This window comes from Kribbella sp. NPDC051718, from assembly GCF_040681515.1.
In the GTDB taxonomy this organism is placed as follows: Bacteria; Actinomycetota; Actinomycetes; order Propionibacteriales; family Kribbellaceae; genus Kribbella.
Window position 1 is genome coordinate 217,006 of the sequence record NZ_JBFAYZ010000012.1, and the last position, 22,567, is coordinate 239,572.

22 protein-coding genes are annotated in these 22,567 nt (G+C 68.1%); 16 read left to right on the forward strand and 6 right to left on the reverse strand.

The window, feature by feature from the left end:
* Positions 1-26 precede the first annotated feature (26 nt).
* Together AB0M15_RS35730 and AB0M15_RS35735 are read right to left on the reverse strand one after the other, a co-directional pair.
* On the reverse strand, positions 27-1,196 hold the full coding sequence (locus tag AB0M15_RS35730; protein ID WP_363829008.1) for a glycosyl hydrolase: 1,170 nt from the start codon (positions 1,194-1,196) through the stop codon (positions 27-29).
* Positions 1,197-1,308: 112 nt separating this feature from the next.
* A complete protein-coding gene (locus AB0M15_RS35735) occupies positions 1,309-2,328 on the reverse strand; it encodes a LacI family DNA-binding transcriptional regulator (RefSeq protein WP_363829010.1) in 1,020 nt (339 codons plus the stop codon).
* A gap of 95 nt (positions 2,329-2,423) precedes the next feature.
* Between AB0M15_RS35735 and AB0M15_RS35740 the strand changes: the two genes are divergently transcribed.
* From AB0M15_RS35740 to AB0M15_RS35765, 6 genes are all read left to right on the forward strand, one after another.
* A complete protein-coding gene (locus AB0M15_RS35740) occupies positions 2,424-3,716 on the forward strand; it encodes a sugar ABC transporter substrate-binding protein (protein ID WP_363829013.1) in 1,293 nt (430 codons plus the stop codon).
* A 3-nt stretch (positions 3,717-3,719) separates the two neighbouring features.
* Positions 3,720-4,598, forward strand: a complete 879-nt coding sequence (locus tag AB0M15_RS35745; protein WP_363829016.1) for a sugar ABC transporter permease — start codon at positions 3,720-3,722, stop codon at positions 4,596-4,598.
* The gene (locus tag AB0M15_RS35750; RefSeq protein WP_363829019.1) at positions 4,595-5,518 is read left to right on the forward strand and encodes a carbohydrate ABC transporter permease; all 924 of its coding nucleotides are present in this window, start codon (positions 4,595-4,597) and stop codon (positions 5,516-5,518) included. Before AB0M15_RS35745 ends, AB0M15_RS35750 begins: the two co-directional genes overlap by 4 nt.
* 43 nt (positions 5,519-5,561) lie before the next feature.
* On the forward strand, positions 5,562-6,941 hold the full coding sequence (locus tag AB0M15_RS35755; RefSeq protein ID WP_363829022.1) for a discoidin domain-containing protein: 1,380 nt from the start codon (positions 5,562-5,564) through the stop codon (positions 6,939-6,941).
* Between the two features lie 122 nt (positions 6,942-7,063).
* Positions 7,064-7,753, forward strand: coding sequence for a TetR/AcrR family transcriptional regulator (locus AB0M15_RS35760; RefSeq protein ID WP_363829025.1), 690 nt, complete (start codon positions 7,064-7,066; stop codon positions 7,751-7,753).
* Positions 7,750-8,898: an NAD(P)/FAD-dependent oxidoreductase gene (locus AB0M15_RS35765; protein WP_363829031.1), complete on the forward strand. Its 1,149-nt coding sequence runs from the start codon at positions 7,750-7,752 to the stop codon at positions 8,896-8,898. The genes AB0M15_RS35760 and AB0M15_RS35765 overlap by 4 nt, the downstream gene beginning before the upstream one ends.
* Before the next feature lie 89 nt (positions 8,899-8,987).
* Here the strand turns inward: AB0M15_RS35765 and AB0M15_RS35770 are convergent, their stop codons facing one another.
* Positions 8,988-9,446 (reverse strand): DUF1844 domain-containing protein, encoded by a 459-nt coding sequence (locus tag AB0M15_RS35770; protein ID WP_363829034.1) that lies wholly within the window; start codon positions 9,444-9,446, stop codon positions 8,988-8,990.
* A gap of 337 nt (positions 9,447-9,783) precedes the next feature.
* Here AB0M15_RS35770 and infC point away from each other — a divergent pair, with 337 nt between their 5' ends.
* The 4 genes from infC (at position 9,784) to AB0M15_RS35790 (ending at position 12,038) form a co-directional block, all read left to right on the forward strand.
* Positions 9,784-10,461: a translation initiation factor IF-3 gene (gene infC, locus AB0M15_RS35775; protein WP_363829135.1), complete on the forward strand. Its 678-nt coding sequence runs from the start codon at positions 9,784-9,786 to the stop codon at positions 10,459-10,461.
* Positions 10,462-10,534: 73 nt separating this feature from the next.
* A complete protein-coding gene (gene rpmI / locus AB0M15_RS35780) occupies positions 10,535-10,729 on the forward strand; it encodes a 50S ribosomal protein L35 (RefSeq protein ID WP_328327140.1) in 195 nt (64 codons plus the stop codon).
* A gap of 71 nt (positions 10,730-10,800) precedes the next feature.
* Positions 10,801-11,190 (forward strand): 50S ribosomal protein L20, encoded by a 390-nt coding sequence (gene rplT / locus AB0M15_RS35785; protein WP_328327138.1) that lies wholly within the window; start codon positions 10,801-10,803, stop codon positions 11,188-11,190.
* A 29-nt stretch (positions 11,191-11,219) separates the two neighbouring features.
* A complete protein-coding gene (locus tag AB0M15_RS35790; protein ID WP_363829039.1) occupies positions 11,220-12,038 on the forward strand; it encodes an RNA methyltransferase in 819 nt (272 codons plus the stop codon).
* Here the strand turns inward: AB0M15_RS35790 and AB0M15_RS35795 are convergent.
* From AB0M15_RS35795 to AB0M15_RS35805, 3 genes are all read right to left on the reverse strand, one after another.
* Positions 12,020-12,379: a J domain-containing protein gene (locus AB0M15_RS35795; RefSeq protein ID WP_363829042.1), complete on the reverse strand. Its 360-nt coding sequence runs from the start codon at positions 12,377-12,379 to the stop codon at positions 12,020-12,022. The genes AB0M15_RS35790 and AB0M15_RS35795 overlap by 19 nt on opposite strands.
* A gap of 219 nt (positions 12,380-12,598) precedes the next feature.
* The gene (locus AB0M15_RS35800) at positions 12,599-12,895 is read right to left on the reverse strand and encodes a hypothetical protein (protein WP_363829045.1); all 297 of its coding nucleotides are present in this window, start codon (positions 12,893-12,895) and stop codon (positions 12,599-12,601) included.
* A gap of 56 nt (positions 12,896-12,951) precedes the next feature.
* The gene (locus AB0M15_RS35805; protein ID WP_363829048.1) at positions 12,952-13,395 is read right to left on the reverse strand and encodes an Hsp20/alpha crystallin family protein; all 444 of its coding nucleotides are present in this window, start codon (positions 13,393-13,395) and stop codon (positions 12,952-12,954) included.
* Positions 13,396-13,530: 135 nt separating this feature from the next.
* Between AB0M15_RS35805 and AB0M15_RS35810 the strand changes: the two genes are divergently transcribed.
* From AB0M15_RS35810 to AB0M15_RS35835, 6 genes are all read left to right on the forward strand, one after another.
* Positions 13,531-14,181 carry a hypothetical protein gene (locus AB0M15_RS35810; RefSeq protein ID WP_363829051.1) on the forward strand — a complete coding sequence of 217 codons (651 nt, stop codon included), beginning with the start codon at positions 13,531-13,533 and terminating at the stop codon, positions 14,179-14,181.
* A 166-nt stretch (positions 14,182-14,347) separates the two neighbouring features.
* Entirely contained in the window at positions 14,348-15,067 is a 720-nt protein-coding gene (locus tag AB0M15_RS35815; RefSeq protein ID WP_363829055.1) for a hypothetical protein, read from the forward strand.
* Between the two features lie 146 nt (positions 15,068-15,213).
* The gene (locus tag AB0M15_RS35820) at positions 15,214-16,755 is read left to right on the forward strand and encodes a DUF222 domain-containing protein (protein WP_363829058.1); all 1,542 of its coding nucleotides are present in this window, start codon (positions 15,214-15,216) and stop codon (positions 16,753-16,755) included.
* Between the two features lie 485 nt (positions 16,756-17,240).
* Complete coding sequence (gene pheS, locus AB0M15_RS35825) at positions 17,241-18,350, forward strand: phenylalanine--tRNA ligase subunit alpha (protein WP_363829061.1); 1,110 nt, start codon at positions 17,241-17,243, stop codon at positions 18,348-18,350.
* A complete protein-coding gene (pheT, locus tag AB0M15_RS35830; protein ID WP_363829064.1) occupies positions 18,350-20,974 on the forward strand; it encodes a phenylalanine--tRNA ligase subunit beta in 2,625 nt (874 codons plus the stop codon). Before pheS ends, pheT begins: the two co-directional genes overlap by 1 nt.
* A gap of 1 nt (position 20,975) precedes the next feature.
* Positions 20,976-22,520 (forward strand): gamma-glutamyltransferase, encoded by a 1,545-nt coding sequence (locus AB0M15_RS35835; protein WP_363829067.1) that lies wholly within the window; start codon positions 20,976-20,978, stop codon positions 22,518-22,520.
* The last annotated feature ends 47 nt before the right edge of the window (positions 22,521-22,567 follow it).

Sequence of the window (22,567 nt, forward strand, 5' to 3'; positions counted from 1 at the left end):
CCCGCCATTGGTGGGCTTGAACAGGGTCAGGTGGGGAAGACGATGCGGACTGGGCCGGTTGTGCGGGCTTCGACCCAGCTGCGGTGGAAGTCGCTGCCGGGCGCGAGTTCGCCGCGGCGGGCTGGTTCCGTGCGTGGGTTGAGCGGGCTCTGCAGGGTGGTGGCCGGTTGAGCCTGTACGCCGTTCGCGCGTACCTCCGCGATGACCTCGGCCAACGCCTGGGCGGCCGGCTTGCGGTGGTGGTCGACGGTGAAGAGGCCTAGGTCGTACTCGCGGTCGGGGAAGTCCAGCAGGCGGCGGTCGATGTCGTGGGAGGACCACCAGGTGATGCCCCACAGGGCTGGGTTGTGGACGACCAGCTCGACAGTGCGGCTCGTGAATTCGGCCTGCAGGTCGACGGGGATGTCAGGCCCCGGTACGCCGATCTCCTGCAGCCACACGGGTCGAGTGGTGTCCAACGAGGTGGCGGCCGCGAGCTCGACCAGGTAGTCGGCATGCGTGAGGGTCGCCGGACCGAGCGGGCCGTCCACCCGTGAGACCCCGTTGAAAACCCACGAGTGGACGGTGCTCAGATCGCCCAGGTCGACCACGTCGGCCGGGAGAAAGGGGTGGTCCGGCTTGTACCAGGCGTCGTCGAAGACCGAGTGCAGCGCGAGGACGTCGGGCGCGGCCTTCTTCAGCGTCAGCAGCAGATCGTGGGCCCAGCGGGTGGAGGCCTCCGGCGTCGTCGAGCTGTCCGGCCAGAGGTTGTTGACCTCGTTGCCCAGCGTGATCGCGAGGACGTTGGGCTTGGTGGCCACCGCGCGCGCGACGGCGTCGACGTACGCGGTCAGTCCGTCCCGGACGATCTCGCTCTCGAACAGGCTGCTCTTGTGCCAGGTGAGCACCCAGGACGGCAGGAAGTCGAAGCTCGACAAGTGGCCCTGGATCAGGTCGACCGCGACCGTCAGGTCGTGCTCGGCGGCGGCGTCGATCAGGTCGAGCAGGTCGTCGATCGCGCGCTCGCGGATGATCGCCCGGTTCGGCTGGATCCACGGCCAGATCGGGAACACCCGGACGTGGTCCAGGCCGATCCCGGCCAGATCGGCGAAGTCCCGGCGGACCGCCGCCGGGTCGTAGTCGAGCCAGCTGTAGAACCACCCCGAAGACGGGACGTAGTTCGCGCCGAACCGGGGCGTGGCGGGATCCGAGAGCATGAGAAGGATGCTAAATCGGTTTAGCAAAATCCGCCAGTTAGCCGCCTGCGGCGGCTGACTGGCAGGGAGGAGGAGCGGACGAGGGAGGGCCGGGGGTGGGGGAGGCGGCGACTCAGGAACTGGGCGGGGCGGTGGATTCGCGGACCGTTAGCACCGGGTCGGCGGTGCGGAGGTTGACTACGTTGGTGGGGTCGGCGATCACCTCGAGTAACACTTCGGCCGCCTGGCGGCCGAATTCGAAGGTGTCGCGGGAGAGCGCGGTGAGCGCCGGATGCATCAGCTGGGTGAGGATCGAGTCGTCGAAGGCGACGATCGACAGGTCACCGGGGACGGAGACGCCCATCTCCATCGCGACCCCCAGGCCGGCCACGGCCATCACATCGCTGTCGTAGACGATCGCGGTCGGGCGGTCCGCCTGGGAGAGCAGTTTGCGGGTGGTGGCGGCACCTTCGGCGTCGCTGAAGTCGGTGGTCAGCGACGGCGCGTCGATCAGTCCCAGCCGAGGGGCGGCGTCGCGGACGGCCCTGATCCGACGCTGGGTGTGCTGGAAGTTCGGCGTACCGGCCACGTGGGCGATCCGGCGGTGGCCGAGCGCGGCCAGGTAGTCGACGATCGAGAGCATCGCGTCCCGGTCGTCGGCCCAGACGGAGGCGAGCGCGCCCTTGCCGCCGCGGCCGCCGATCACCACAGCGGGCAGTTCGAGCGCGCGGAGAGCGTCGATCCGCGGATCGCGAACGGTCAGGTCGACCAGGATCACGCCGTCGACCCGGTGCTCGGAGGCCCAGCGTTTGTAGACCTCGATCTCCGCCTCGGTGTTCTCGACGATCAGCAGCTGCAGCGAGATCGAGTGCGCGGACAGCCCGGACTGCAGGCCGGAGAGCAGGTGGGCGAAGAACGGCTCGACGCCGAGCGTGCGGGCCGGCCGGGCGATCACCAGCCCGACGGAGTCCACCCGGGAGGCGCCGAGCGCGCGGGCGGCGCTGTGCGGGCGCCAGCTCATCTGCTCGGCGATCTGCAGGATCCGCGCGCGGGTCGCGTCGCTCACCCCGGGCCGCCCGTTCAGCGCGAAGGACACCGCGCCCTTGGAGACCCCCGCCTTGTCAGCGATGTCCGCAATGGTCGGTCGTGCCATCGGAGCCTCCCTCACCTGATGTGTCCCCTTGACAGCGGATTCTACGATGTGGATAGTGCAGGAGCTATACCGGTTTATCACCTCAGGAGAATTCCATGCGTAGTCGTCGTCTGACCGGGGTGGCAGCTCTTGCCGTCGCGGCCCTTACTCTCGCTGGTTGTGGCCTCGGATCCTCCGACGACACGTCGTCCGGCAGCAAGCCGACCGTTGACGCGAACGCCCAGGTGACGGGCGCGGTCAGCTTCCAGACCTGGGCCCTCAAGCCGAAGTTCACCTCGTACGTCGAAGGCGTGATCAAGGCCTTCGAGGCGAAGTACCCGGGCACCAAGGTGACCTGGCTCGACCAGCCGGGTGACGGCTACGACAAGAAGGTGCTGAGCCAGGCCTCGGCCGGCGACCTTCCGGATGTCGTCAACCTGCCGCCGGACTTCGCGCTGCCGCTGGCCAAGCAGTCGATGCTGCTCGACGTCGGCGCGGCCGACCCGAAGATCGCCGAGGAGTACGTCGAGGGCGGCGTCGCGGCGTACAAGTACCAGGGGCAGGACGGCACCTTCGGCTACCCGTGGTACCTCAACACCGACATCGACTACTGGAACGCGACCAAGTTCGCCGCGGCCGGTCTCGACGTGAAGAACCCGCCGAAGACCTTCGACGAGCTGCTCGCGGCCGCCAAGGTGATGCACGACAAGACCGGCGGCAAGGAGTACATGATGAGCCGCCTGCCCGGCATCGGTGACTTCACCAACGCCGGCGTCAAGGTGCTCGCCGACGACGGCAAGTCCTTCACCTTCAACACTCCCGAGGCCGCTGCGCTGCTGGACAAGTACCGCGACGCCTACAAGGCCGGCTACCTGCCGCGCGACATCCTGACCCAGGAGTACCTGGGCAACTCCAAGCTCTTCACCCAGAGCAAGGTCGCCTGGACCACCGGTGGCGGCAACGCGCTGTCGGACTTCGTCAAGGACAACCCGTCGCTGAAGGGCAAGGTCGTCCCGTCGCCGGCGCTCGACACCCCGCCGCTGTACGTCCAGGGTCTGTCGGTCTCGGCCAAGACCAAGAACCAGGCGGCCGCGATCGCGCTGGCCCGGTTCGTCACCAACGCCGAGAACCAGGCCGCGTTCGCCAAGATCGTGAACATCTTCCCGTCCACCAAGGCCTCCGCGCAGGACCCGTACTTCTCCAAGAGCGACGGTACGCCGGAATCGGACGCGAAGGTGCTGGCGTTCGAGTCGCTGGCCAAGGCGAAGGTGCTGCAGCCGCCGGTGATCAGCGGCGCGACCAACGACTTCATCAACCAGCAGATCTCGCTGGCCATCTCCGGCAAGGTGACGTCCAAGCAGGCCCTCGACGCCGCGGTGGCCAAGGCCAACCAGCTGCTCGCCTCCTGATCGATGCGCTACCACCGCTGGTTCACGCCGTGGGTGCTGGTGATCCCGGCACTCGCCTGGTTGCTGGTGTTCAACCTCTGGCCGTCGATCAACACCGTCATCTTGTCGTTCACCAACGCCAAGCCGATCGGCGGCGGCACCTTCGTCGGGCTGAAGAACTTCGAGGCCCTGCTGCACGACGAGCAGTTGCGCTGGGCGCTGCTGAACAGCGTCATCTACATGGTGGTCTGCCTGCCGTTCCTGACCATCCTGCCGCTGCTGCTCGCCGTGCTGGTGGAGAAGAAGCTGCCCGGGATCACCTTCTTCCGGACCGCCTTCTACACCCCGGTGGTCGCCTCGGCCGTGGTGGTGGCGCTGATCTGGCAGTGGATCCTGGACGATCGCGGCCTGGTCAACGGCCTGGCCGAGAAGCTCGGCGTCATCTCCGGGCCGCTGCCGTTCCTGTCCGACCAGTGGCTTTTGTTGCTCAGCGCAATCAGTCTGACGATCTGGAAGGGGCTCGGGTATTACATGATCATCTACCTGGCCGCCCTCGGGAACGTCGGTCGTGAGCTGCACGAGGCCGCTGCGGTCGACGGTGCCTCGGCCTTCCGCCGGTTCCTCAACGTGACGATCCCGGGCGTCCGGGGAACGATGGTGCTGATCTCGATCCTGATCTCGGTGTCGGCCCTGCGGGTCTTCTCCGAGCTGTTCATCCTCAGCGGTGGCAAGGGTGGTCCGGGTGGCCGGGACAACTCGGTGGTGATGCTGATTCAGCAGTACAGCCAGGGCTTCGAGGGCAACCTCGGCTACGCGTCCGCGCTGTCGATCGTGCTGTTCTTCGTCACCGTCGTACCGATGCTGGTGCTCGCGCGCCTCAACCGGAAGGCGGCCGACGCATGACCACCGTGACAGATCCCGCGCGTCCGGTCGCCTTGCCGGATGCTTCCGGTACGCCGCCGCGCAAGCGGCGCAAGGGTGGGACGTTCAGCTTCAACTCGTTGTCGCCGACCGAGAAGGTCGTCCGGTATCTGCTGCTGGTGTTCGTCTTGATCATCACGATCGGGCCGTTCCTGTGGCAGCTGTCCACCTCTCTGAAGGGCTCGGGGGAGGACATCTACACCCGGATCCCGCGGCTGCTGCCGTCCCAGCCGACCCTGGCGCACTACGGCGAGGTGGCCGACACCATCCCGGTGTGGAACTACATGCGCAACTCGATCGAGGTCGCGGTCCTGGTGATCGGCGGCAACATCGTCGGGTCGTCGCTGGCCGGCTTCGCGCTGTCCCGGCTGGAGTTCCGGTTCCGCAAGATCGTGCTCGGGCTGTTCCTGGCGACGCTGGTGCTGCCGGGTGAGGTGACGATCATTTCGCAGTACGTCACGGTGCGGGAGCTGGGCCTGGCGAACACCCTGTTCGGGGTGGCGCTGCCGGGCATGATCGGTGCACTGAACGTGCTGCTGATGTACAACGCGTTCCGGTCGCTGCCGCTCGAGGTGGACCAGGCGGCGGTGGTGGACGGTGCGAACGTCTGGCAGCGGTTCGTCTACATCGCGCTGCCGAGTGTCCGCGGAACCCTCAGCGTGGTGGCGATCTTCTCCTTCATCGGCGCCTGGGACGACTTCCTCTGGCCGCTGATCGTGCTGACCGATCCGGACAAGTACACGCTGACCGTCGGGCTGCAGTACCTGTCCGGCACCTTCAGCAACAACCCCCGGCTGATCGCCGCGGGCACGATGATCGCGTTCATCCCGATCGTGATCGTGTTCGCGACCCTGCAGCGCTTTTTCTTCAAGGGCGTCGAGGAGGGCGCCGTGAAGGGTTAGTCAGTTCCACTGTTTGCAATCCGCCCATTGCAAGGAGCTCCACATGTCCCCCACCCCTCTCTTTCCTTCCTTCCCTTGGTTGCGTAAGGCAATCACTCTGGCGACGGCAGCGCTGCTCGGTGCGGCGCTGCTGTCCACCGGAACCGCGCAGGCCGGCACGACGGCCGACAGCAAGCGGGTCGTCGTCTACTACCAGACCCAGTACGTCAACGGCGTCTACGTCTCGCCGAAGGCGCTGACCGACAACAACACCGGCGTCACGAACGTACTGGTCGGGGCGATCCACCTCGACCCGGACGTCGTGCACCTCAACGACGATCCGCCGGAGGCCGCGAAGTTCACCCAGATGTGGGCCGACCTGCACGCGATGCAGGCGGCCGGCGTCAAGGTGTCGGCCTTCGTCGGCGGCGCGGCGCAGGGCAGCTTCCAGCGGCTCGACACCGACTTCGACACGTACTACCCGAGGCTGAAGAACCTGGTCACGACGTACGGGCTGGACGGGCTCGACCTGGACGTCGAGGAGAGCATGTCGCAGGCCGGGATCAACCGGCTGATCGACCAGTTGACCACCGACTTCGGCACCGGCTTCATCATCACGCTAGCGCCGGTCGCGCCCGCGCTGACCGGTGGCGGCAACCTGTCGGGCTTCAACTACGAGACGCTGGAACGCGATCGCGGCTCGAAGATCGACTGGTACAACGCGCAGTTCTACTGCGGCTGGGGCTCGATGGCCAACACCACCGGCTACGACAACATCATCAATCGCGGCCTGATCCCGGCGTCGAAGGTGGTCGCGGGCGTGGTGACGAACTCGGCCAACTGCGGTGGGTACGTCGCGCTGCCGACGCTGAAGAGCACTTTGGCGGCGCTCGTCGCGAAGTACCCGACCTTCGGTGGCGTCGACGGGTGGGAGTACTTCAACTCCGACCCGGGCGGTACGGCGGCGCCGTGGCAGTGGGCGCGCGAGATGACCTCGGCGATGTCGGGTGGTACTGGCGGCCCGGCGAACCTGGCCCTCAACAAGCCGGCCACCGGCTCGGCGTCCTGCGCTTCCACCGAAGGCCCCGCCAAGGCCGTCAACGGCAGCGTCTCCGGTGGCAACTCCGACAAGTTCTGCTCCCTGGTCGCCACCAAGTTTCTGCAGGTGGACCTCGGTACGTCGCAAGCGCTCGGCTCCGTCGAGATCTCTCACGCCTCGGCCGGTGGCGAGTCCGCCTCGTTCAACACCCGTGCCTTCACCGTGCAGACCTCCACGAACGGCACCACCTGGACCACCCGGGCCACCGTCACCAACAACACCGCGGCCGTCACCACGCATTCGGTGGCCGGCGTCTCGGCCCGGTACGTCCGGCTCAACATCACCACTCCCACCCAGGGCACCGACCCAGCAGCCCGTATCTACGAGCTGAAGGTCTTCGCCTGACCTGTCTGTGCCCTAGCTGATAGGCAGCAAGCCTGCGCCGAGCCTCCTTTCCCCGGCGCGGGCTTGCTCTTTGTGACCTGACGAACATGTTCGTTACGAACATGTTCGTGTATGGTCGAGACATGAGCAACGAAGCGAGGAGCCGGCGGGAGCGACCTGCCAAGCCGGCGTTGACCCGGGACGGGATCGTGGCGACAGCTGTTGAGCTGGTCCGGGCCGAGGGGCTCGGGCGGGTGACGATGCGGCGGTTGGCGCAGGAGCTCGACACCGGGGCGGCGTCCCTTTACGTCTACGTCCGCAATACGGCCGAGTTGCATGCGGCCGTACTGGACGAGCTGCTCGGTGCTGTCGATCTGGGGCCGGTGACGGCGTCGGGGGACTGGCGGGAGCGGTTGGAGGAGGTGCTGAGGTCGTACGCCGAGGTGCTCTTCGAGTATCCGGGTCTGGCGCAGGCAGCCCTGGTGGCGCGACCCGCTGGCGGACACTACCTCGATCTGCTCGAGGGGGTCCTCGCACTGCTCGCAGAGGGCGGCGTACCGGCCAAGCAGGCGGCCTGGGGTGTGGACATCTTGCTGCACTTCGCCACCTCGTCGGCTGCCGAGCATGCACCGACCGATCCACGGCAGGGCACACCGACGGCCGACGCCGGGCCGCTTGTGCGGGCGCTGCGGGCGTCCGAGAACAGGCCGCAGCTGGCGGCGCATGGCGATGACTTGTTGAGCGGGCCGGGTGAGGCGCGGCTGCGCTGGGGATTCCGCGTACTGATCAACGGGGTGCTGAGCACTCCGCGACCCGAAGGAGAACTGTCATGAACAGCCATTACCCCATTGCGATCATCGGTGCCGGACTCGGCGGGCTCACGCTTGCCCGGGTCCTGCATGTCAACGGCATCGAGTCCGCTGTCTTCGACCTGGATGCCTCGGCCGATGCCCGCGGGCAGGGCGGGATGCTCGACATGCACGTCGAGTCCGGCCAGGCAGCGCTACGGGCAGCCGGCCTGTACGACGAGTTCCGCGCACTGGTCCACCAAGGTGGGCAGGCGATGCGCATCCTCGACAGGCAAGGGACTCTGCGGCATGCCGATGACGATGACTCCGAGGAAGGCGACGAGGGCGATCGTCCCGAGATCAACCGGCACGACTTGCGTGACCTGCTGCTCTACTCGCTGCCTGCTGGTGTGGTGCAGTGGGGCGCGAAGGTCACGGATGCGCGATCGCTCGGTGACGGACGCCATGAGGTGACGCTTGCTGATGGCAACAGCTTCACCACGGATCTGTTGATCGGTGCCGACGGTGCCTGGTCACGGGTGCGGCCGCTGGTGTCGGATGCCTTGCCTCTCTACACCGGGTTGTCCTTCGTCGAGTTCAGCCTGGAGGAGGCCGACGAGCGTCATCCAGCGGCCGCCGCGCTGGTCGGCCCGGGCATGATGATGGCGCTCGGCGACAGCCGCGGCTTCCTCGCTCACCGCGAGACCGACGGATCGCTGCACATCTACTCCGCGCTGATGGTCCCGGCCGACTGGTCGAGCTCGATCGACTTCACGGACACGGAGAAGGCCAAGCTCACCCTGCTGGACAACTTCGAAGGCTGGAGCGACGACCTGCGCGCGCTGGTCACGGAGGCCGACACGGCGCTGGTCGGCCGCCCGATCCACGCCCTGCCGGTCGGTCATCGCTGGGACCGCGTCCCGGGAGTCACCCTGCTCGGCGACGCGGCCCACGTGATGTCGCCCTTCGCCGGCGAGGGCGCCAACCTGGCGATGCTCGACGGTGCGGAGCTGGCCGAGGCGATCGCGCGCAACGCCGACCGCGAGACGGCGCTGGCGGAGTACGAGGCGGATCTGTTCCCGCGGAGCGAGTCGTCGGCCCAGGACTCGGCCGACAACCTGGTGATCTCCTTCGCGCCGGACAGCCCCCAGGGCATGCTCGACTTCTTCGCCCAGATGGGCCGGCACTAGCCTTCTGTACCGATCGACAGGACGTCCTCGACGCGAGGTAGTGCACTTGAGCGTGGGTGGTCAGTCCGTGTACGGCGTATCGGAGTGCACTACCTGTCGGTCGGTACATCCTCGACCGGTAGGGGGCGGGTGTACTGCGGGCGCGCGGCCGGGTGGACTGCGCCGGTGTACTTCTCGCCGGGGCCCGTGCCGGGCTCGTCGGGGATGGTCGACGCTTCCTGGAAGGCCAGCTGCAGTGAGCGGAGGCCGTCGCGCAGGGGAGCGGCGTGGTGGTGACCCAGCGACGGCGCGGCCGCGTCGAGCAGGCCGGCCAGCGAGTCGATCAAGGAGCGGGCCTCGTCGAGATCGCGGTGCTCGGGCAGGTCCTCGGCCAGGCCGAGGTGGACCGCGGCCGCGCTCATCAGGTGCAGGGCGGCGGTCGAGATGATCTCCACGCTCGGTACCTCGGCGATGTCCCGCGATACCGTCGACAACGGGTCCACCGTCGACTGCTCCTCAGTGGGCGGTTCAGGGGTGGTGGCAGGCGGAGTGGAGACTTGGTCGCTCATGCTGTTACTCTTACATGGCGACCGACCCGGTCCGACGGTGACCCCTGAGCGGAATACTCGAGGGACTCCAGAGGTTCAGGTCTAAGCGGAGGGCCACCTCCCACCCAGTCGACGAAGAGTCGGCGGGTCCCGGTCACGTCGAGGTTCCAAGGCTCCGGCCGGATGATCTCGGCGAATTGTACGGCTCGTCCTCCCGGCAACGGGGTTGCGGAGCCGTCGATCTGGGAATTGGGCCTTCGTGTGGACGCACGAGGGCCTTTTGTCGTTCCCGGCCCGGTGCGGACACGAGGTGGTACCCCAGTAAACGAACAACCCAGGAGGACCCATCACCATTGAACTGCGCGTCAACGAGCGCATCCGCGTTCCTGAGGTGCGCCTGGTCGGACCGAACGGTGAGCAGGTAGGCATCGTCCGGATCGAGGACGCACTTCGGTTGGCACAGGAAGCCGATCTCGACCTGGTCGAGGTTGCGGCCACGGCACGCCCGCCGGTCTGCAAGCTGATGGATTTCGGCAAGTACAAGTACGAGACCGCCCAGAAGGCGCGGGAGTCTCGCCGGAACCAGACCAACACCGTCATCAAAGAGATGAAGCTGCGGCCGAAGATCGACCCGCACGACTACGAGACCAAAAAGGGTCACGTCGTCCGCTTCCTCCGTGCCGGTGACAAGGTCAAGATCACCATCATGTTCCGCGGTCGTGAGCAGTCCCGCCCCGAGCTGGGGTTCCGGCTGCTGCAGCGGCTGGCCGAAGATGTCAGCGAGCTCGGTTTCGTCGAGTCCTCGCCGCGTCAGGACGGCCGGAACATGATCATGGTGCTCGGACCGCACAAGAAGAAGTCCGAGGCTCGCGTCGACGTCGAGGCCGAGAAGGCCAAGAAGCTCGCCGAGCACGAGGCCGAGCAAGAGGCGGAGCGCCAGGAGCGTGCTGCGCAGCTGAAGCAGTACGAGGCCGAGCAGGCCGCCGGCGCCACCAAGAAGCCGAAGGGTCCGGCAGACAACCTCGACCCGGAGTGACGTGACGCTCCGGTCGCGAGACCGGAGCCATCACCCGATCGAGTCAACGAAGAAAATCAGGAGTACATAAGCCATGCCGAAGATGAAGACCCACTCGGGGATGAAGAAGCGCGTCCGGGTGACCGGTTCGGGCAAGCTGCGTCGCGAGCAGACCGGCAAGCGTCACCTCGCCGAGGCGAAGTCGACCAAGCGCAAGCGTCGCCTGTCGGGCACCGTCGAGGTTGCTTCGTCGCACGTCAAGAAGGCCAAGAAGCTGCTCGGCATCTGAAGTCCTTCCCACCCCGAACACCCCCGCCGGGTGGACCACCTTCTCGGCGCAGATACAAGGAGTAACACCTCATGGCACGCGTGAAGCGGGCAGTCAACGCCCACAAGAAGCGTCGCGTCGTCCTCGAGCAGGCCAGCGGGTACCGCGGCCAGCGCTCGCGGCTGTACCGCAAGGCCAAGGAGCAGGTCACCCACTCGCTCGTCTACGCCTACCGGGACCGCAAGGCGCGCAAGGGCGACTTCCGCAAGCTGTGGATCCAGCGGATCAACGCCGCGGCCCGCGCCGAAGGCCTGACCTACAACCGTCTCATCCAGGGTCTTCGCCTGGCCGAGATCGAGGTCGACCGCAAGATCCTCGCCGACCTGGCCGTCAACGACGCGCCGGCGTTCTCGGCGCTGGTCGCGCTGGCGAAGGCGGCCCTGCCGGCCGACGTCAACGCCAAGAGCGACGCCGCGGCCTGAGCCGCAGCATCTCTCCGATAGCACCCCGAGTGGCGAGCCCAGGTCTGCTGACCGCGCAATCCGTGCGGATCAAACAGGCCCGCAGGCTCGCCACTCGTGCGTTCCGCCGCAAGACCGGCCGCTTCCTGGCCGAAGGACCCCAGGCCGTCCGCGAAGCCCTCGAACACCGCGAACTGGTGGTCGAGGTGTACGCCGAGCCCGACGTCGCCACCCGGCACCGCGACCTGCGCGATCTCGCCCAGATCGCCGACGTTCCCTGGTACGACGTGAATCGCGCCGCGATCGAGGCGTTGAGTGAGACCGTCACGTCGCAAGGCGTCGTCGCCGTCTGCCAGTTGGTCGACGTTCCGCTGTCCGACGCCGTACTGGGCACAGCGCGACTGGTTGCGGTCGGCGTCCAGGTCCGCGACCCCGGCAACGTCGGCACCCTGATCCGCACCGCCGACGCGGCCGGCGCGGATGCCGTCGTACTGTCGGCCGAGTCGGTCGATCCGCACAATCCGAAGGCCGTCCGGGCCAGCGTCGGGAGTCTCTTCCACCTGCCGATCACGGTCGAGGCCGATGTCGTCACGGCCGCGAAGTCCTGGCGTGAGCAGGGCCTGCAGGTCCTGGCGGCTGATGGCTACGGCTCGTCCGATCTCGACGACTGCATCGACGACGGCACGCTCGCCAAGCCATCCGTGTGGCTGTTCGGCAACGAGGCCCATGGCCTGCCGGACGGCTTCGACGCGATCGTCGACCGCTCGGTGAAGGTCCCGATCTACGGACGCGCCGAGTCACTCAACCTGGCGACGGCGGCCGCGGTCTGCCTCTATGCATCAGCTCGAGCTCAGCGGCGTACGGACTGATCGTCGTCCAGGTTTGAGAGCGGGGCCCATTGCACAGGGCCGGCTTGCAGGTCGGGGACCAGTGGTTGCGCAGCGACGCGCGGTTGTGGCGCGGCCAGGTGCGGCCTGGTGGCCTGTTCGCGGCGGGTGCGGTCGTAGGCGGCTCGCTGGACGGGGTCACGCAAGGTTGCGTAGGCGGTGAGGAGGTCCTGCAGCCGCTGGTCGGTGCCGGGATCGGGCGCTGCGGGTGGGCGGGTGTCGGGATGGAGCTGGCGGATCAGCCTGCGGAAGGCGTGGTCGAGGTCGTCGTCGGACGCTGCGGCGGTGATACCGAGGACCAGGTACGGGTCGGGGACAGTCATCGCGCTCGCCTCCACTGAAAAGCAGACATGCCGGCTCAGTACGGCTGGACCGGGGGATGCGGCGGCCCGCGGTGGTGTCGTCCTGGAAGGACTGGCGGCGGAGGGAGTCGCCGCGGGTCGAGGGTGTGTGCCGGCGGGCGGCCGCATCACCGGGTCATGGTTCTCGTCGTCGGGAGATCTGCTCACCTCCTTTTCAGACCCTTCGTACAGAGCCTGCTGTCAGGTCATCGCCGTCATCACGTCCGGGGCTGGAGGGCCACGTTCCCTGCTCTGCGGCCGCCGGCTGACCACCGCCGTGACGAGCGGTGTCCCGGGGCAGTCGGGCGACCTGTCGGGCGGTTGCCGCGACCAGCCGCCGGCGGGTGGGCTGTTCTTGCGGCGGGGTGGTTTCGACGGCGTGTCCCAGCAGGCCGCGATCAGGGCGTCGAACTCAGCCCGCACCCAATCGTCATCGCCGAGGACGAGGTCGGCGAAGACCTCGGCCTCGTCGAGTGTCTGCTGCTGTTCGGAAGTCATCGATCTCACCCCATCGACAAGGTGTGCCCGCCGGGCGGCGTGGCGCCGGGCCCGGATCAGGCGTCGATCTGCTTGCGGTCGCCGTCGGTGTTCGCGATCGCGATCTTGCGCGGCTTGGCCTTGTCGGCGACCGGGATCTTCAGTGTCAGCACGCCGGCCTCATAGCTGGCTTCGATGTGGTCGGCGTCCAGGGTGTCGCCCAGGAACAGTTGCCGGGAGAACACCCCGAGCGGGCGTTCGGCGACCTGCATCTCCACCCCGTCACCGAGCTCCAGCGGTCGCCGCTCGGCCTTCACCGTGAGCACGTTGCGCTCCACGTCGAGGTCGATCGCGTCGGGGGAGATCCCGGGCAGGTCGAACGCCACCACGTACTGATCGCCTTGACGGTAGGCGTCCATCGGCATCGCGCTCGGCCGCGACCACGTCCCCGGCGTCTGGCTGCTGAACAGCTGCTGGGTGATCCGGTCCAGTTCACGGAAGGGGTCGGTGCGCATCAACATCGTCTTCCACCTCCTGAAGTGATCAATCTTGGTGTCAACACGCACTCCCGTTCTAACATGTCATCGATCCGCTGACAAGTAGCTTTTGTCAGCGGATCGCTGACATACTGAATCGACGGCGAAGGAGGTGACCCAGTGACTGCTACTGAACCGGCCGATGGGCCATGGATCCCGGCGGCTCTCGCCGTCGCGGCCGTGGAGGAGGCCGTCCGGCAGGTCGCCCGGGAGTCAGACGACCCCCGGCCGGAACCGTCGTCGGATCCTGCCGGTTCGGCGGACCTGCTCGCGGCGCTGGCCGGGCTGCGGGCAGTACAGGATCGGCTGGCAGCCTGGGAGCCGCTACTGATCGGCGCAGCCAGGCGTCGTGGTGCCAGCTGGGCCACGATCGCCCCCGCGCTGGGGGTCGCCAGCCGGCAGGCCGCCGAGAGTCGCTATCTACGGCTCAACTCGCACGCCGCGGACCCCAGCGGAATGACCGGTGAACAGCGAGTCCAGGCAGCCCGAGCCCGGCGAGCCGGCGACCGGGCCGTGGCCCGATGGGCGCAGCGCAACGCTGCCAGCCTGCGCAGGCTGGCAGCGCAGGTCACCGCGCTGGACGACCTGGACGAAGCGACCCAGACGAGCGTCGACCGGATTCATCACGCGCTCGGCGACGAGGACTCCGCGACGCTGCTGGCGCCGCTGGCCGAAGCCGGGCCGAAGCTCGAGGAAAGCCACCCTGGCCTGGCGGGGCAAATCGCCGGCATCAACACAACCACAGACCAGTTGCGGCGCAACCCGGATTGACTCCGAGGAGCAAGGCGTGTCAGCGTAGGTCGCAGCGCGCGCCAGGGCGCCTCTTCTCCGCGGCAAGCACCGAGTGCACCTGGGATCTTCGAGTTGTGAGCGATGGCCGACGAACCCTTCGGGACGGCCTGGTTCAGCGGAGCGGGCTGCCCGGAAGGATCAGTCGATGACCACCGACCTGCCCGCCAAGGCGAGCCTCAGCCAGCTCCGCACCCGCGCGAAGGACCTCCGCAAAGCCGTCGCCAAGGCCCGCCCGGACGCGATCGCCCGAGTCCGGGCGCACCACCCGGAGTACCGCGGCAATGCTGTCGACCCTGGCGCGTTCACCCTCCGCGACGCCCAACTCACCATCGCCCGCGAACACGGCCTACCCAGCTGGCCCGAACTGATGGAAAAGGTCGCCACCGAACTCGTAGAAGGCCGCGAACTCCACCGCTACTTCGGCGTAGAACTCAACAACGAGACCTGGGACCTGATGGACCAGATCGACGAAACCAGTCCCGTCGCCGACCAGGAACGCCTCCTCTACGGCGCGTACGCCGCCTGCCTCCACTGGCTGGAAGCCGGCAACGAGGCCAACCACGCCCGAGGCGAGTACATGATCGCCCGAGCCGCCCTCCGCATCGGCCGCCCCACCCTCGGCCTAGAACACGCCCAACGCTGCCTGGACCTGGTACTGGCCCACCCCACCCTGATGTCCGACTGGGACGAACCCTTCGCCCGAGAAGCCCTAGCCCGCTCCCTAGCCGCCACCAGCTCCCCAGACGCAGCCCGAACCGAACTAGCCCGCGCCACGGAACTAACCGCCCTAGTAGCCAACCCAGGAGACCAGGAAGTCCTACAACGCGAACTAGCAAAACAACCCTGGTTCGGCCTCACCGACTAACACGCACCTCCGCCCCGCGGTTTACTCATCCACAGACTCCCATTCTCTGTGGACAACCTGACCGGTTCCGGCCATCCGCGAATCCCTTGTAAGCAAGGGATTCCGGCTTTTGAAAACTGTCGGTGAGGCTGGCTACCGTTGTGGGTATGGAGATATCGCAGCTGCGACCGACGTGTCTCCAGACTGACCGCGAGTTGGTGGTCAGTCTGGACACGGTCGACGCTGCCCTGTCCCAGCTGAGGACCTACCAGCTCCAGCTCACCGCCGAGCTGGAGTCGCGCGGCCTGGCCAAGGAGCTCGGCGCTCGCAACACCGTCGAGCTCCTCGAACTACGGCACCGCCGCGACCCCGGTGGGATCCGCAGCGATCTCAAGCTCCTCGAGAAGCTCCCGAAGTACGAGGCAGTCAGCACCGCCCTCACCGACGCCGGCGAGGATCCGACCGGTCTGACCGCAGACCATGCGAAGGCTATCGTCGCAACCCTGGAGAAGGCGCCGCCCACGGTGCCTGTCGATCATCTGCGCGTCGCCGAAGAGCAGATGATCGAAGCCGCGCGCCACCTCACGCCGAGCGGCCTGCGCGATTTCGGCCGCCAGGTCCTCGACAGGTTGGACACCGACGGCCCGGAACCCGCCGAGGACCAGGCGTACCAGAACGAGAAACTCTGGATCCGGTCCGCCGACCACGGCGTCAAGCTCGGCGGCTACCTGGCCGGCGCCAACGCCGAACACTTCAAAACCGCCATCCACGACCTCGCCAAACCCCACCGCACCATCGACGGCGAACTCGACCCCCGCTCCCACGAAAAGCGCCAGGCCGACGCGCTGACCACCATCCTCGACATCGCCACCGGCGCCGACCCAGCAACCGGCACCCCCGGCGTCCCCCACCTGACCGTCACCATCGACTTCACCGACCTCAAAACCCTCACCTCGGCCGCCGTCGGCGAACTCGTCTTCGGCGACAACCTGTCCGCCGCCGCCGTACGGCTCCTGGCCTGTGACGCCGCCGTACTAGCGATCGTCCTCGGCTCGGATTCCCAGCCGCTCGATGTCGGCACCGAGTACCGGTTCGTCACCCGCCCCATCCGCCGCGCCCTCAACCGCCGCGACAAAGGCTGCGTCATCTGCAAAGCGCCCCCCTCGCACTGCCACGCCCATCACATCGTCCACTGGGCCGACGGCGGCCGCACCTCCATCTCCAACCTGGCATTGCTCTGCGCCGCCCACCACCGCGCCGTCCACGCCGGCCACTGGTCCATCACCATCACCAACGGCGCCGTCCGCATCACCCGCCCCCACTGGACCATCCCCACACCAGCCAACCCAAACACCTGGCTACCCCAGCTCCCCCTGACCACAACGAGCCTCAACGCCCCCGCCCCCGCCCCCGGCCCCGGCTCCGCCCCCGGCTCCGGCTCCAGCTCCGGCCCTGGCTCCTCGACCTCCGCGGAGGCCGGAGCCTGGACGGCCACAGCCTCCGCGGCGGGATCGGCACCAGCCTGCTCTGCCGACAGCACCTCCCCCCACTCCGACCACCCACGATCGCCCCACGGCGCGACGACCTTCTCCCCAGCCGTCTCCGCGGCGATGTCCCCAGCGACCGCAGGCATGTCCTGGCTCACCCCCGAATACGCCGCCACCCTCAACCCCTGGAGCGAAACCTGCACCGCCTCCGCCGGCCCGTAGCTCCGGCGCCCCGGCGACGCTCCACCACCAAGCGCCCAGCCCATCGGCTGGACGCCCCCACTTGTGCCGGCTATCCGCGGATCCAGGCGTCCGACGCCAAGTGCCTATCGCCAACACCGGACGCCGTAGCCCCGTCGGTCAGCCCCGCTCCGAGGGGCAACGAACGCCTCCTCCCGCCCCGTCGGCCAACCCGCGCTGAGGGGGGTGGCGCTCGACCTGGTGCAACCGATAGCGCCCGACCAGGCACCGGGTGGGCAACGGCAGTTCCTTGCCGAGCTGGGGAGGTGGGCGGTGGTCGCGGTCGCCGACGGAGGAGCGTTCAGTACTGGGTGGGTGGGAGCAGTCGAACGAGCGCGCGAGGCACGAGCGGGCGTCGGAGGCTGCGTGGGGGAACCGGTTGTGGACGACCGATTCACGGTCCGGGGCTTGGGGTTCCTAGACTGCTTTGAGCAGTTTCAGGTATCAGCTACCCCGGGAAGAGAGCCATGTCCGGTCCGAACAAGAATTATGACCCCGTCGAGGTCACACCTTTGCATGCCGACGAGGTCGAACGGACGCGCGATGAGGCTCTGGACGCCTTCGCGAAGGCGGGGGATCTGAGCGCGTTGCAGGAGGCGAAGGTCGCGCATCTGGGGGAGCGGTCGCCGATCGCGCTGGCCAACCGTGAGATCGGGGCGCTGCCGCCGCAGGGGCGTAAGGAGGCCGGGCAGCGGATCGGGTCGGCGCGGAAGGCGATCAACGATGCGTTCGCGGGCCGGCTCGCCGTGCTGGAGGCCGAGCACGAGGAGCGGATGCTCGCCACCGAGCGTGTCGACGTGACACTGCCGTGGCACAGCCCGGAGCTCGGCGCGCGGCACCCGCTGAGCCTGATCTCCGAGCAGGTCGCCGACGTGTTCACCGCGCTCGGCTGGGACGTCGCCGAGGGGCCCGAGGTCGAGGCCGAGTGGCTGAACTTCGACGCACTGAACTTCCAGCCCGACCACCCGGCGCGGCAGATGCAGGACACGTTCTTCGTCGACCCGCCCGGTTCCGGCACCGTACTACGCACGCACACATCTCCCGTCCAGGCGCGATCCATGCTCACCCGCAAGCCGCCGATCTACGTGATCTGCCCCGGCCGGGTGTTCCGCACCGACGAGCTGGACGCGACCCACACGCCGGTCTTCTACCAGGTCGAGGGCCTGGTCGTGGACGAGGGCATCACGCTCGCGCACCTCAAGGGCACCCTCGACCACTTCGTCGTCTCGATGTTCGGCGAGGGCCTGGAAGCGCGTCTGCGGCCGAACTTCTTCCCGTTCACCGAGCCGTCGGCCGAGGTCGACCTCAAGTGCTTCGTCTGCCGCGGCGAGTCGGTCGGCAACCCCGACCGCCCGTGCCGGACGTGTGGCAGCGAGGGCTGGATCGAGTGGGGCGGCTGCGGTGTCGTCAACCCGCGGGTGCTGCAGGCCTGCGGGATCGACACCGATCGGTACTCCGGATTCGCGTTCGGAATGGGCTTGGAGCGGACGTTGATGTTCCGCAACGGCGTCGAGGACATGCGGGACATGGTCGAGGGTGATGTGCGGTTCAGCCGCCAGTTCGGGATGGAGATCTGATGCGGGCCCCACTGTCATGGCTTCGTGAGTACGTCGAGCTGCCGGCCGGCGTGACCGGTCGCGATGTCGGCGAGAAGCTGGTCCGCGCCGGCCTCGAGGTGGAGACCGTCGACGAGGCGGGCGGCGGCCTGACCGGTCCGCTCGTCGTCGGCAAGGTGCTCAGCTACGAGCCGGAGCCGCAGAAGAACGGCAAGACCATCCGCTGGTGCTCGCTCGACATCGGCAACGACGAGCCGCAGTGGGTCGTCTGCGGTGCGAGCAACTTCGAGGTCGGCGACCTCGTCGTCGTCGTGCTGCCGGGTGCGGTCCTGCCCGGCGGGTTCGCGATCTCCGCCCGCAAGACCTACGGGCACGTCTCCAGCGGGATGATCTGCTCGTCGTCGGAGCTCGGCCTGGGCGACGATGGTACGGGAGGCATCGTCGTACTGGAGCCAGGCGAGGCAGAGGTCGGTACCGACGCGATCGAGTTGCTCGGCCTGCGCGACGACGTGCTCGACATCGCGGTGACCCCGGACCGCGGGTACTGCCTGTCGATCCGTGGACTCGCCCGCGAGGCAGCCACGGCGTACGGGGTGGAGTTGAAGGACCCGGCCGCGCTGACTGTCACCGGCACGCAATCCGGTGGATACCCGGTGCGGGTCGACGATGCCGAGGCGTGCAGCGTTTTCGTAACGCGCACGGTCACCGGGATCGACCCGGCGGCGCCGTCGCCGCGCTGGTTGCAGCAGCGGCTGGTGATGTCGGGGATGCGTCCGATCTCGATCGGCGTCGACGTCACCAACTACGTGATGCTCGAGTTGGGCCAGCCGATCCACGGCTACGACAAGGCACGGCTGACCGGCGAGATCGTCGTACGCCGTGCCGCGGCCGGCGAGAAGCTGATGACGCTGGACGACCAGACTCGCGAGCTGGACGCCGAGGACCTGCTGATCACCGACGACTCCGGCCCGATCGGTATCGCCGGCGTGATGGGTGGCGCCTCCACCGAGATCTCCGCGTCGACCACCGATGTCGTGATCGAGGCGGCGCACTTCCACCCGATCGTGATCGCCCGCTCGTCCCGCCGCCACAAACTCTCCTCCGAAGCATCCCGCCGCTTCGAGCGCGAGGTAGACCCGCAACTTCCCCGCTACGCCGCCCAGCGAGTAGCCGACCTCCTGGCCGAGCTGGCCGGCGGCACCATCCAAACCGACGAAACCGTCATCGACACCCACCTCCTGCCGAAGCGCGTGACGATCCGTGCAGACCACGCGGCGCGGGTCGCGGGCGCGCCGATCTCGCTCGAGGAGACGATCCGTCACCTCCGCGCAGTCGGCTGCGAGGTTGTCCAGGGCAACGAAGGCGAGCCGACCGCGCTCGCCGTCGGTGCGAGCCTGCTCGCCGAGGCTGTCGGCTTCGCCGGCGCACCGCTCGCGCTCGGCGATGCCGGCACCGATTCCTTGGCCGCCGCAGCTCGCGCGGACGGCGAGGCCGCCGATGGAGCTCTGCTCGTGCTCAGTCCGCCGTCGTGGCGGCCGGATCTCCGGGATCCCAACGACTATGCCGAAGAGGTCATCCGGCTGTTCGGGTTCGACAATGTGCCTTCGGTGTTGCCGAAGGCGCCGGGTGGGCAAGGGCTGACCAGTTCGCAGTGGCGGCGTCGGCGGATTGCGACCGCGCTGGTTGGCGCGGGGCTGACTGAGGTTGTGTCGTACCCGTTCACGGGTGAGGCCGACTTCGACGCGATGGGGTTGCCGGCTGACGACTCCCGGCGTACGACGGTGAAGCTGGCCAATCCGATCTCGGATGAAGAGCCGTCGATGCAGACGATGTTGCTGCAGACCTTGCTCCGGACCGCCGAGCGCAATGTCGGTCGCGGTGCCACCGATCTGGCGATCTTCCAGACCGGGCTGGTGTTCCTGCCTCGCCCGGAGTCGAAGCCCGCGCCGCTGCCGTCCGTCGCGCAGCGGCCGAGCGACGAGGAGATCCAGGCGCTGTACGACGCGCTCCCGGGCCAGCCGCTCCACCTCGGGGTCGTACTGACCGGTTCGCGCATAGCGACCGGCTGGTGGGGCAAGGGCCAGCCCACGAGCTGGGCTGACGCAGTGCAGGTTGCCCGGTCGGTTGCCGCTGTCGTCGGTGTCGAGCCGGTACTACGGAACGTCGAGCTGGCGCCGTGGCATCCCGGCCGGTGTGCCGAGGTGTCGGTCGGTGGCAAGGTCGTCGGTCATGCCGGCGAGCTGCACCCGAAGGTGTGCCAGGCGTTCGGGCTGCCGGCCCGGTCGGGTGCGGTCGAGCTGGACCTCGACGCGCTGATGGCGGCGGCTCCGGCGTCGGTGACGGCGCACCCGTTCTCGTCGTACCCGGTCGCGAAGGAAGACGTCGCGCTGATCGTCGGGGCCGAGGTGGCCGCGGCGGACGTCGAGGCGGCGCTGGTCGAAGGTGCGGGGGAGCTGCTGGAGTCGATCCGGCTGTTCGACCTCTACACCGGCGAGCAGATCGGCGAAGGCAAGAAGTCACTCGCCTTCGCCCTCCGCTTCCGCGCCCACGACCGAACCCTCACCGAAACCGAAGTCAGCGCCGCTCGCCAAGCAGCCGTCCAAGTGACAGTCGACCGCTTCGGCGCAGTCCAGCGCGTCGGCTGACATGACTAACCCCCGGGTCGCGGTCGCGGCTCCTAACAAAGCTGCGGCCGAGGCCGGGGTGCGGTTGGCTGCCGAGGGTGGCAACGCGGTTGACGCTGCTATCGCCGCAACCCTCGTGACGATGGTGAACGAGATCGGCGTCGTGTCGCCGGCCTCAGGTGGGTTCGTCACCTTGCAGGTGAAAGGTGGCGATGCGGTCACCATCGACGGCTGGGTGGAGATGCCCGGGCGTGGGTTGCCGGAGCACAAGTTCGGGCAGGGCGTTTGGGACATCTCCACGGAGTACGGCGGTGGCACGACGACCACTGTCGGGCATGGGTCCGTGGCGACGCCGGGTGGGATGAAGGCACTCGCCCTTGCCCACGAACGCTCGGGCAAGGCGCCGTGGAGCGAGGTCGTCCGGCCGTCGATCGAGGTCGCGCGGAACGGGTTCCCGCTCAGCCGGACATCCGGGTACTACCTCGGCTACACCCACGAAATCATCTTCGGCTGGCATCAGCCGAGCCATGGCGTCGTGCATGACGACGACGGCGTGGTGATCAAGGCGGGCAGTACCGTCGTCATCCCCGAGCTGGCCGAGGCACTCGAACTGATCGCCAGCGAAGGCGCCGAGACCCTCTATACCGGTGCGCTCGCGGAGCTGCTCGTCCGCGACATGGCCGACAACGACGGCATCCTGACGGCGGAAGACCTCGCGGCGTACGAGGCGATCGTCCGCCCGGCCCTGATCGTCCGGCAGAACGGCTGGCGTCTCGCGACCAACCCGCCACCGGCCGTCGGCGGGGTCGCGGCCGCCGCGATTCTTGCGCTGCTCGACGGAGTACCGGGCCAAGGAGCCTGGAATCCATCGGAGTTGGAGCGGCTGATCGAAGTACAGCACGCTGTGCTCGGTCGACGGCTGGCCGAGCTGGATGAGGAGGATGTTCGCCAGCTCGAAGGGCAGAAGCTGCTCGACCTGGCGAACGCCGGGGATCTGCGCGCGCTCAGCTCACCCAGTACGGCGACAGTCTCCGTGGTCGACGACGAAGGCGACGCCTGCGCGATTACCGTCTCGTCCGGCTACGGCTCCGGCGTGATGACCCCTGGCACCGGCATCTGGCTCAACAACGCCCTCGGCGAACAAGAACTCGTCCACGGCGGCCCCCACAGCCTCGCACCCGGCACCCGACTCACCTCCAACATGGCCCCGAGCGTCGCCCGCAGGGACAGCGACGGTGCCGTACTGGCCATCAGTTCACCCGGCTCCGATCGGATTCCGACCGCAATCGCGCAGGTCTACGCCCTCTACACCCACGGCGGCCTGTCGCTCGAGGAAGCAGTCGAGTACCCGCGCCTGCACGTCCGCGTCCGCGAAGACATCGTCGTCGACTACGAGGACGACCTCGCCGTCTCCGGCTTCGCCACCAACCTGCGCACCCGCCCGATGCCACCCCATTCGATGTACTTCGGCGGCGTAGCGGCAGCCTTCTGGGATCCCACCGAAGGCCTCCTCGCGGTCGGCGACCCCCGCCGCACCGGTGCCACCGCCGTCTCCCCAGCCAGCTGACCGGCCGAGGTCCGAGGTGGGGAGTCAGCCCGGAGCCTGCTAGTTTC

Excerpts from the sequence above, each read along its gene's own strand:
- rpmI (WP_328327140.1), top strand. The coding sequence starts at position 10,535 with ATGCCGAAGATGAAGACCCACTCGGGGATGAAGAAGCGCGTCCGGGTG.
- AB0M15_RS35805 (WP_363829048.1), bottom strand. The coding sequence starts at position 13,395 with ATGTTGATGCGCACCGACCCCTTCCGTGAACTGGACCGGATCACCCAG.
- AB0M15_RS35795 (WP_363829042.1), bottom strand. The coding sequence starts at position 12,379 with ATGACTGTCCCCGACCCGTACCTGGTCCTCGGTATCACCGCCGCAGCG.
- AB0M15_RS35740 (WP_363829013.1), top strand. The coding sequence starts at position 2,424 with ATGCGTAGTCGTCGTCTGACCGGGGTGGCAGCTCTTGCCGTCGCGGCC.
- AB0M15_RS35800 (WP_363829045.1), bottom strand. The coding sequence starts at position 12,895 with ATGACTTCCGAACAGCAGCAGACACTCGACGAGGCCGAGGTCTTCGCC.
- AB0M15_RS35820 (WP_363829058.1), top strand. The coding sequence starts at position 15,214 with ATGGAGATATCGCAGCTGCGACCGACGTGTCTCCAGACTGACCGCGAG.
- pheT (WP_363829064.1), top strand. The coding sequence starts at position 18,350 with ATGCGGGCCCCACTGTCATGGCTTCGTGAGTACGTCGAGCTGCCGGCC.
- AB0M15_RS35765 (WP_363829031.1), top strand. The coding sequence starts at position 7,750 with ATGAACAGCCATTACCCCATTGCGATCATCGGTGCCGGACTCGGCGGG.
- pheS (WP_363829061.1), top strand. The coding sequence starts at position 17,241 with ATGTCCGGTCCGAACAAGAATTATGACCCCGTCGAGGTCACACCTTTG.
- AB0M15_RS35745 (WP_363829016.1), top strand. The coding sequence starts at position 3,720 with ATGCGCTACCACCGCTGGTTCACGCCGTGGGTGCTGGTGATCCCGGCA.
- AB0M15_RS35755 (WP_363829022.1), top strand. The coding sequence starts at position 5,562 with ATGTCCCCCACCCCTCTCTTTCCTTCCTTCCCTTGGTTGCGTAAGGCA.
- AB0M15_RS35735 (WP_363829010.1), bottom strand. The coding sequence starts at position 2,328 with ATGGCACGACCGACCATTGCGGACATCGCTGACAAGGCGGGGGTCTCC.
- AB0M15_RS35835 (WP_363829067.1), top strand. The coding sequence starts at position 20,976 with ATGACTAACCCCCGGGTCGCGGTCGCGGCTCCTAACAAAGCTGCGGCC.
- AB0M15_RS35750 (WP_363829019.1), top strand. The coding sequence starts at position 4,595 with ATGACCACCGTGACAGATCCCGCGCGTCCGGTCGCCTTGCCGGATGCT.
- AB0M15_RS35815 (WP_363829055.1), top strand. The coding sequence starts at position 14,348 with ATGACCACCGACCTGCCCGCCAAGGCGAGCCTCAGCCAGCTCCGCACC.
- AB0M15_RS35770 (WP_363829034.1), bottom strand. The coding sequence starts at position 9,446 with ATGAGCGACCAAGTCTCCACTCCGCCTGCCACCACCCCTGAACCGCCC.
- AB0M15_RS35730 (WP_363829008.1), bottom strand. The coding sequence starts at position 1,196 with ATGCTCTCGGATCCCGCCACGCCCCGGTTCGGCGCGAACTACGTCCCG.
- rplT (WP_328327138.1), top strand. The coding sequence starts at position 10,801 with ATGGCACGCGTGAAGCGGGCAGTCAACGCCCACAAGAAGCGTCGCGTC.
- AB0M15_RS35760 (WP_363829025.1), top strand. The coding sequence starts at position 7,064 with ATGAGCAACGAAGCGAGGAGCCGGCGGGAGCGACCTGCCAAGCCGGCG.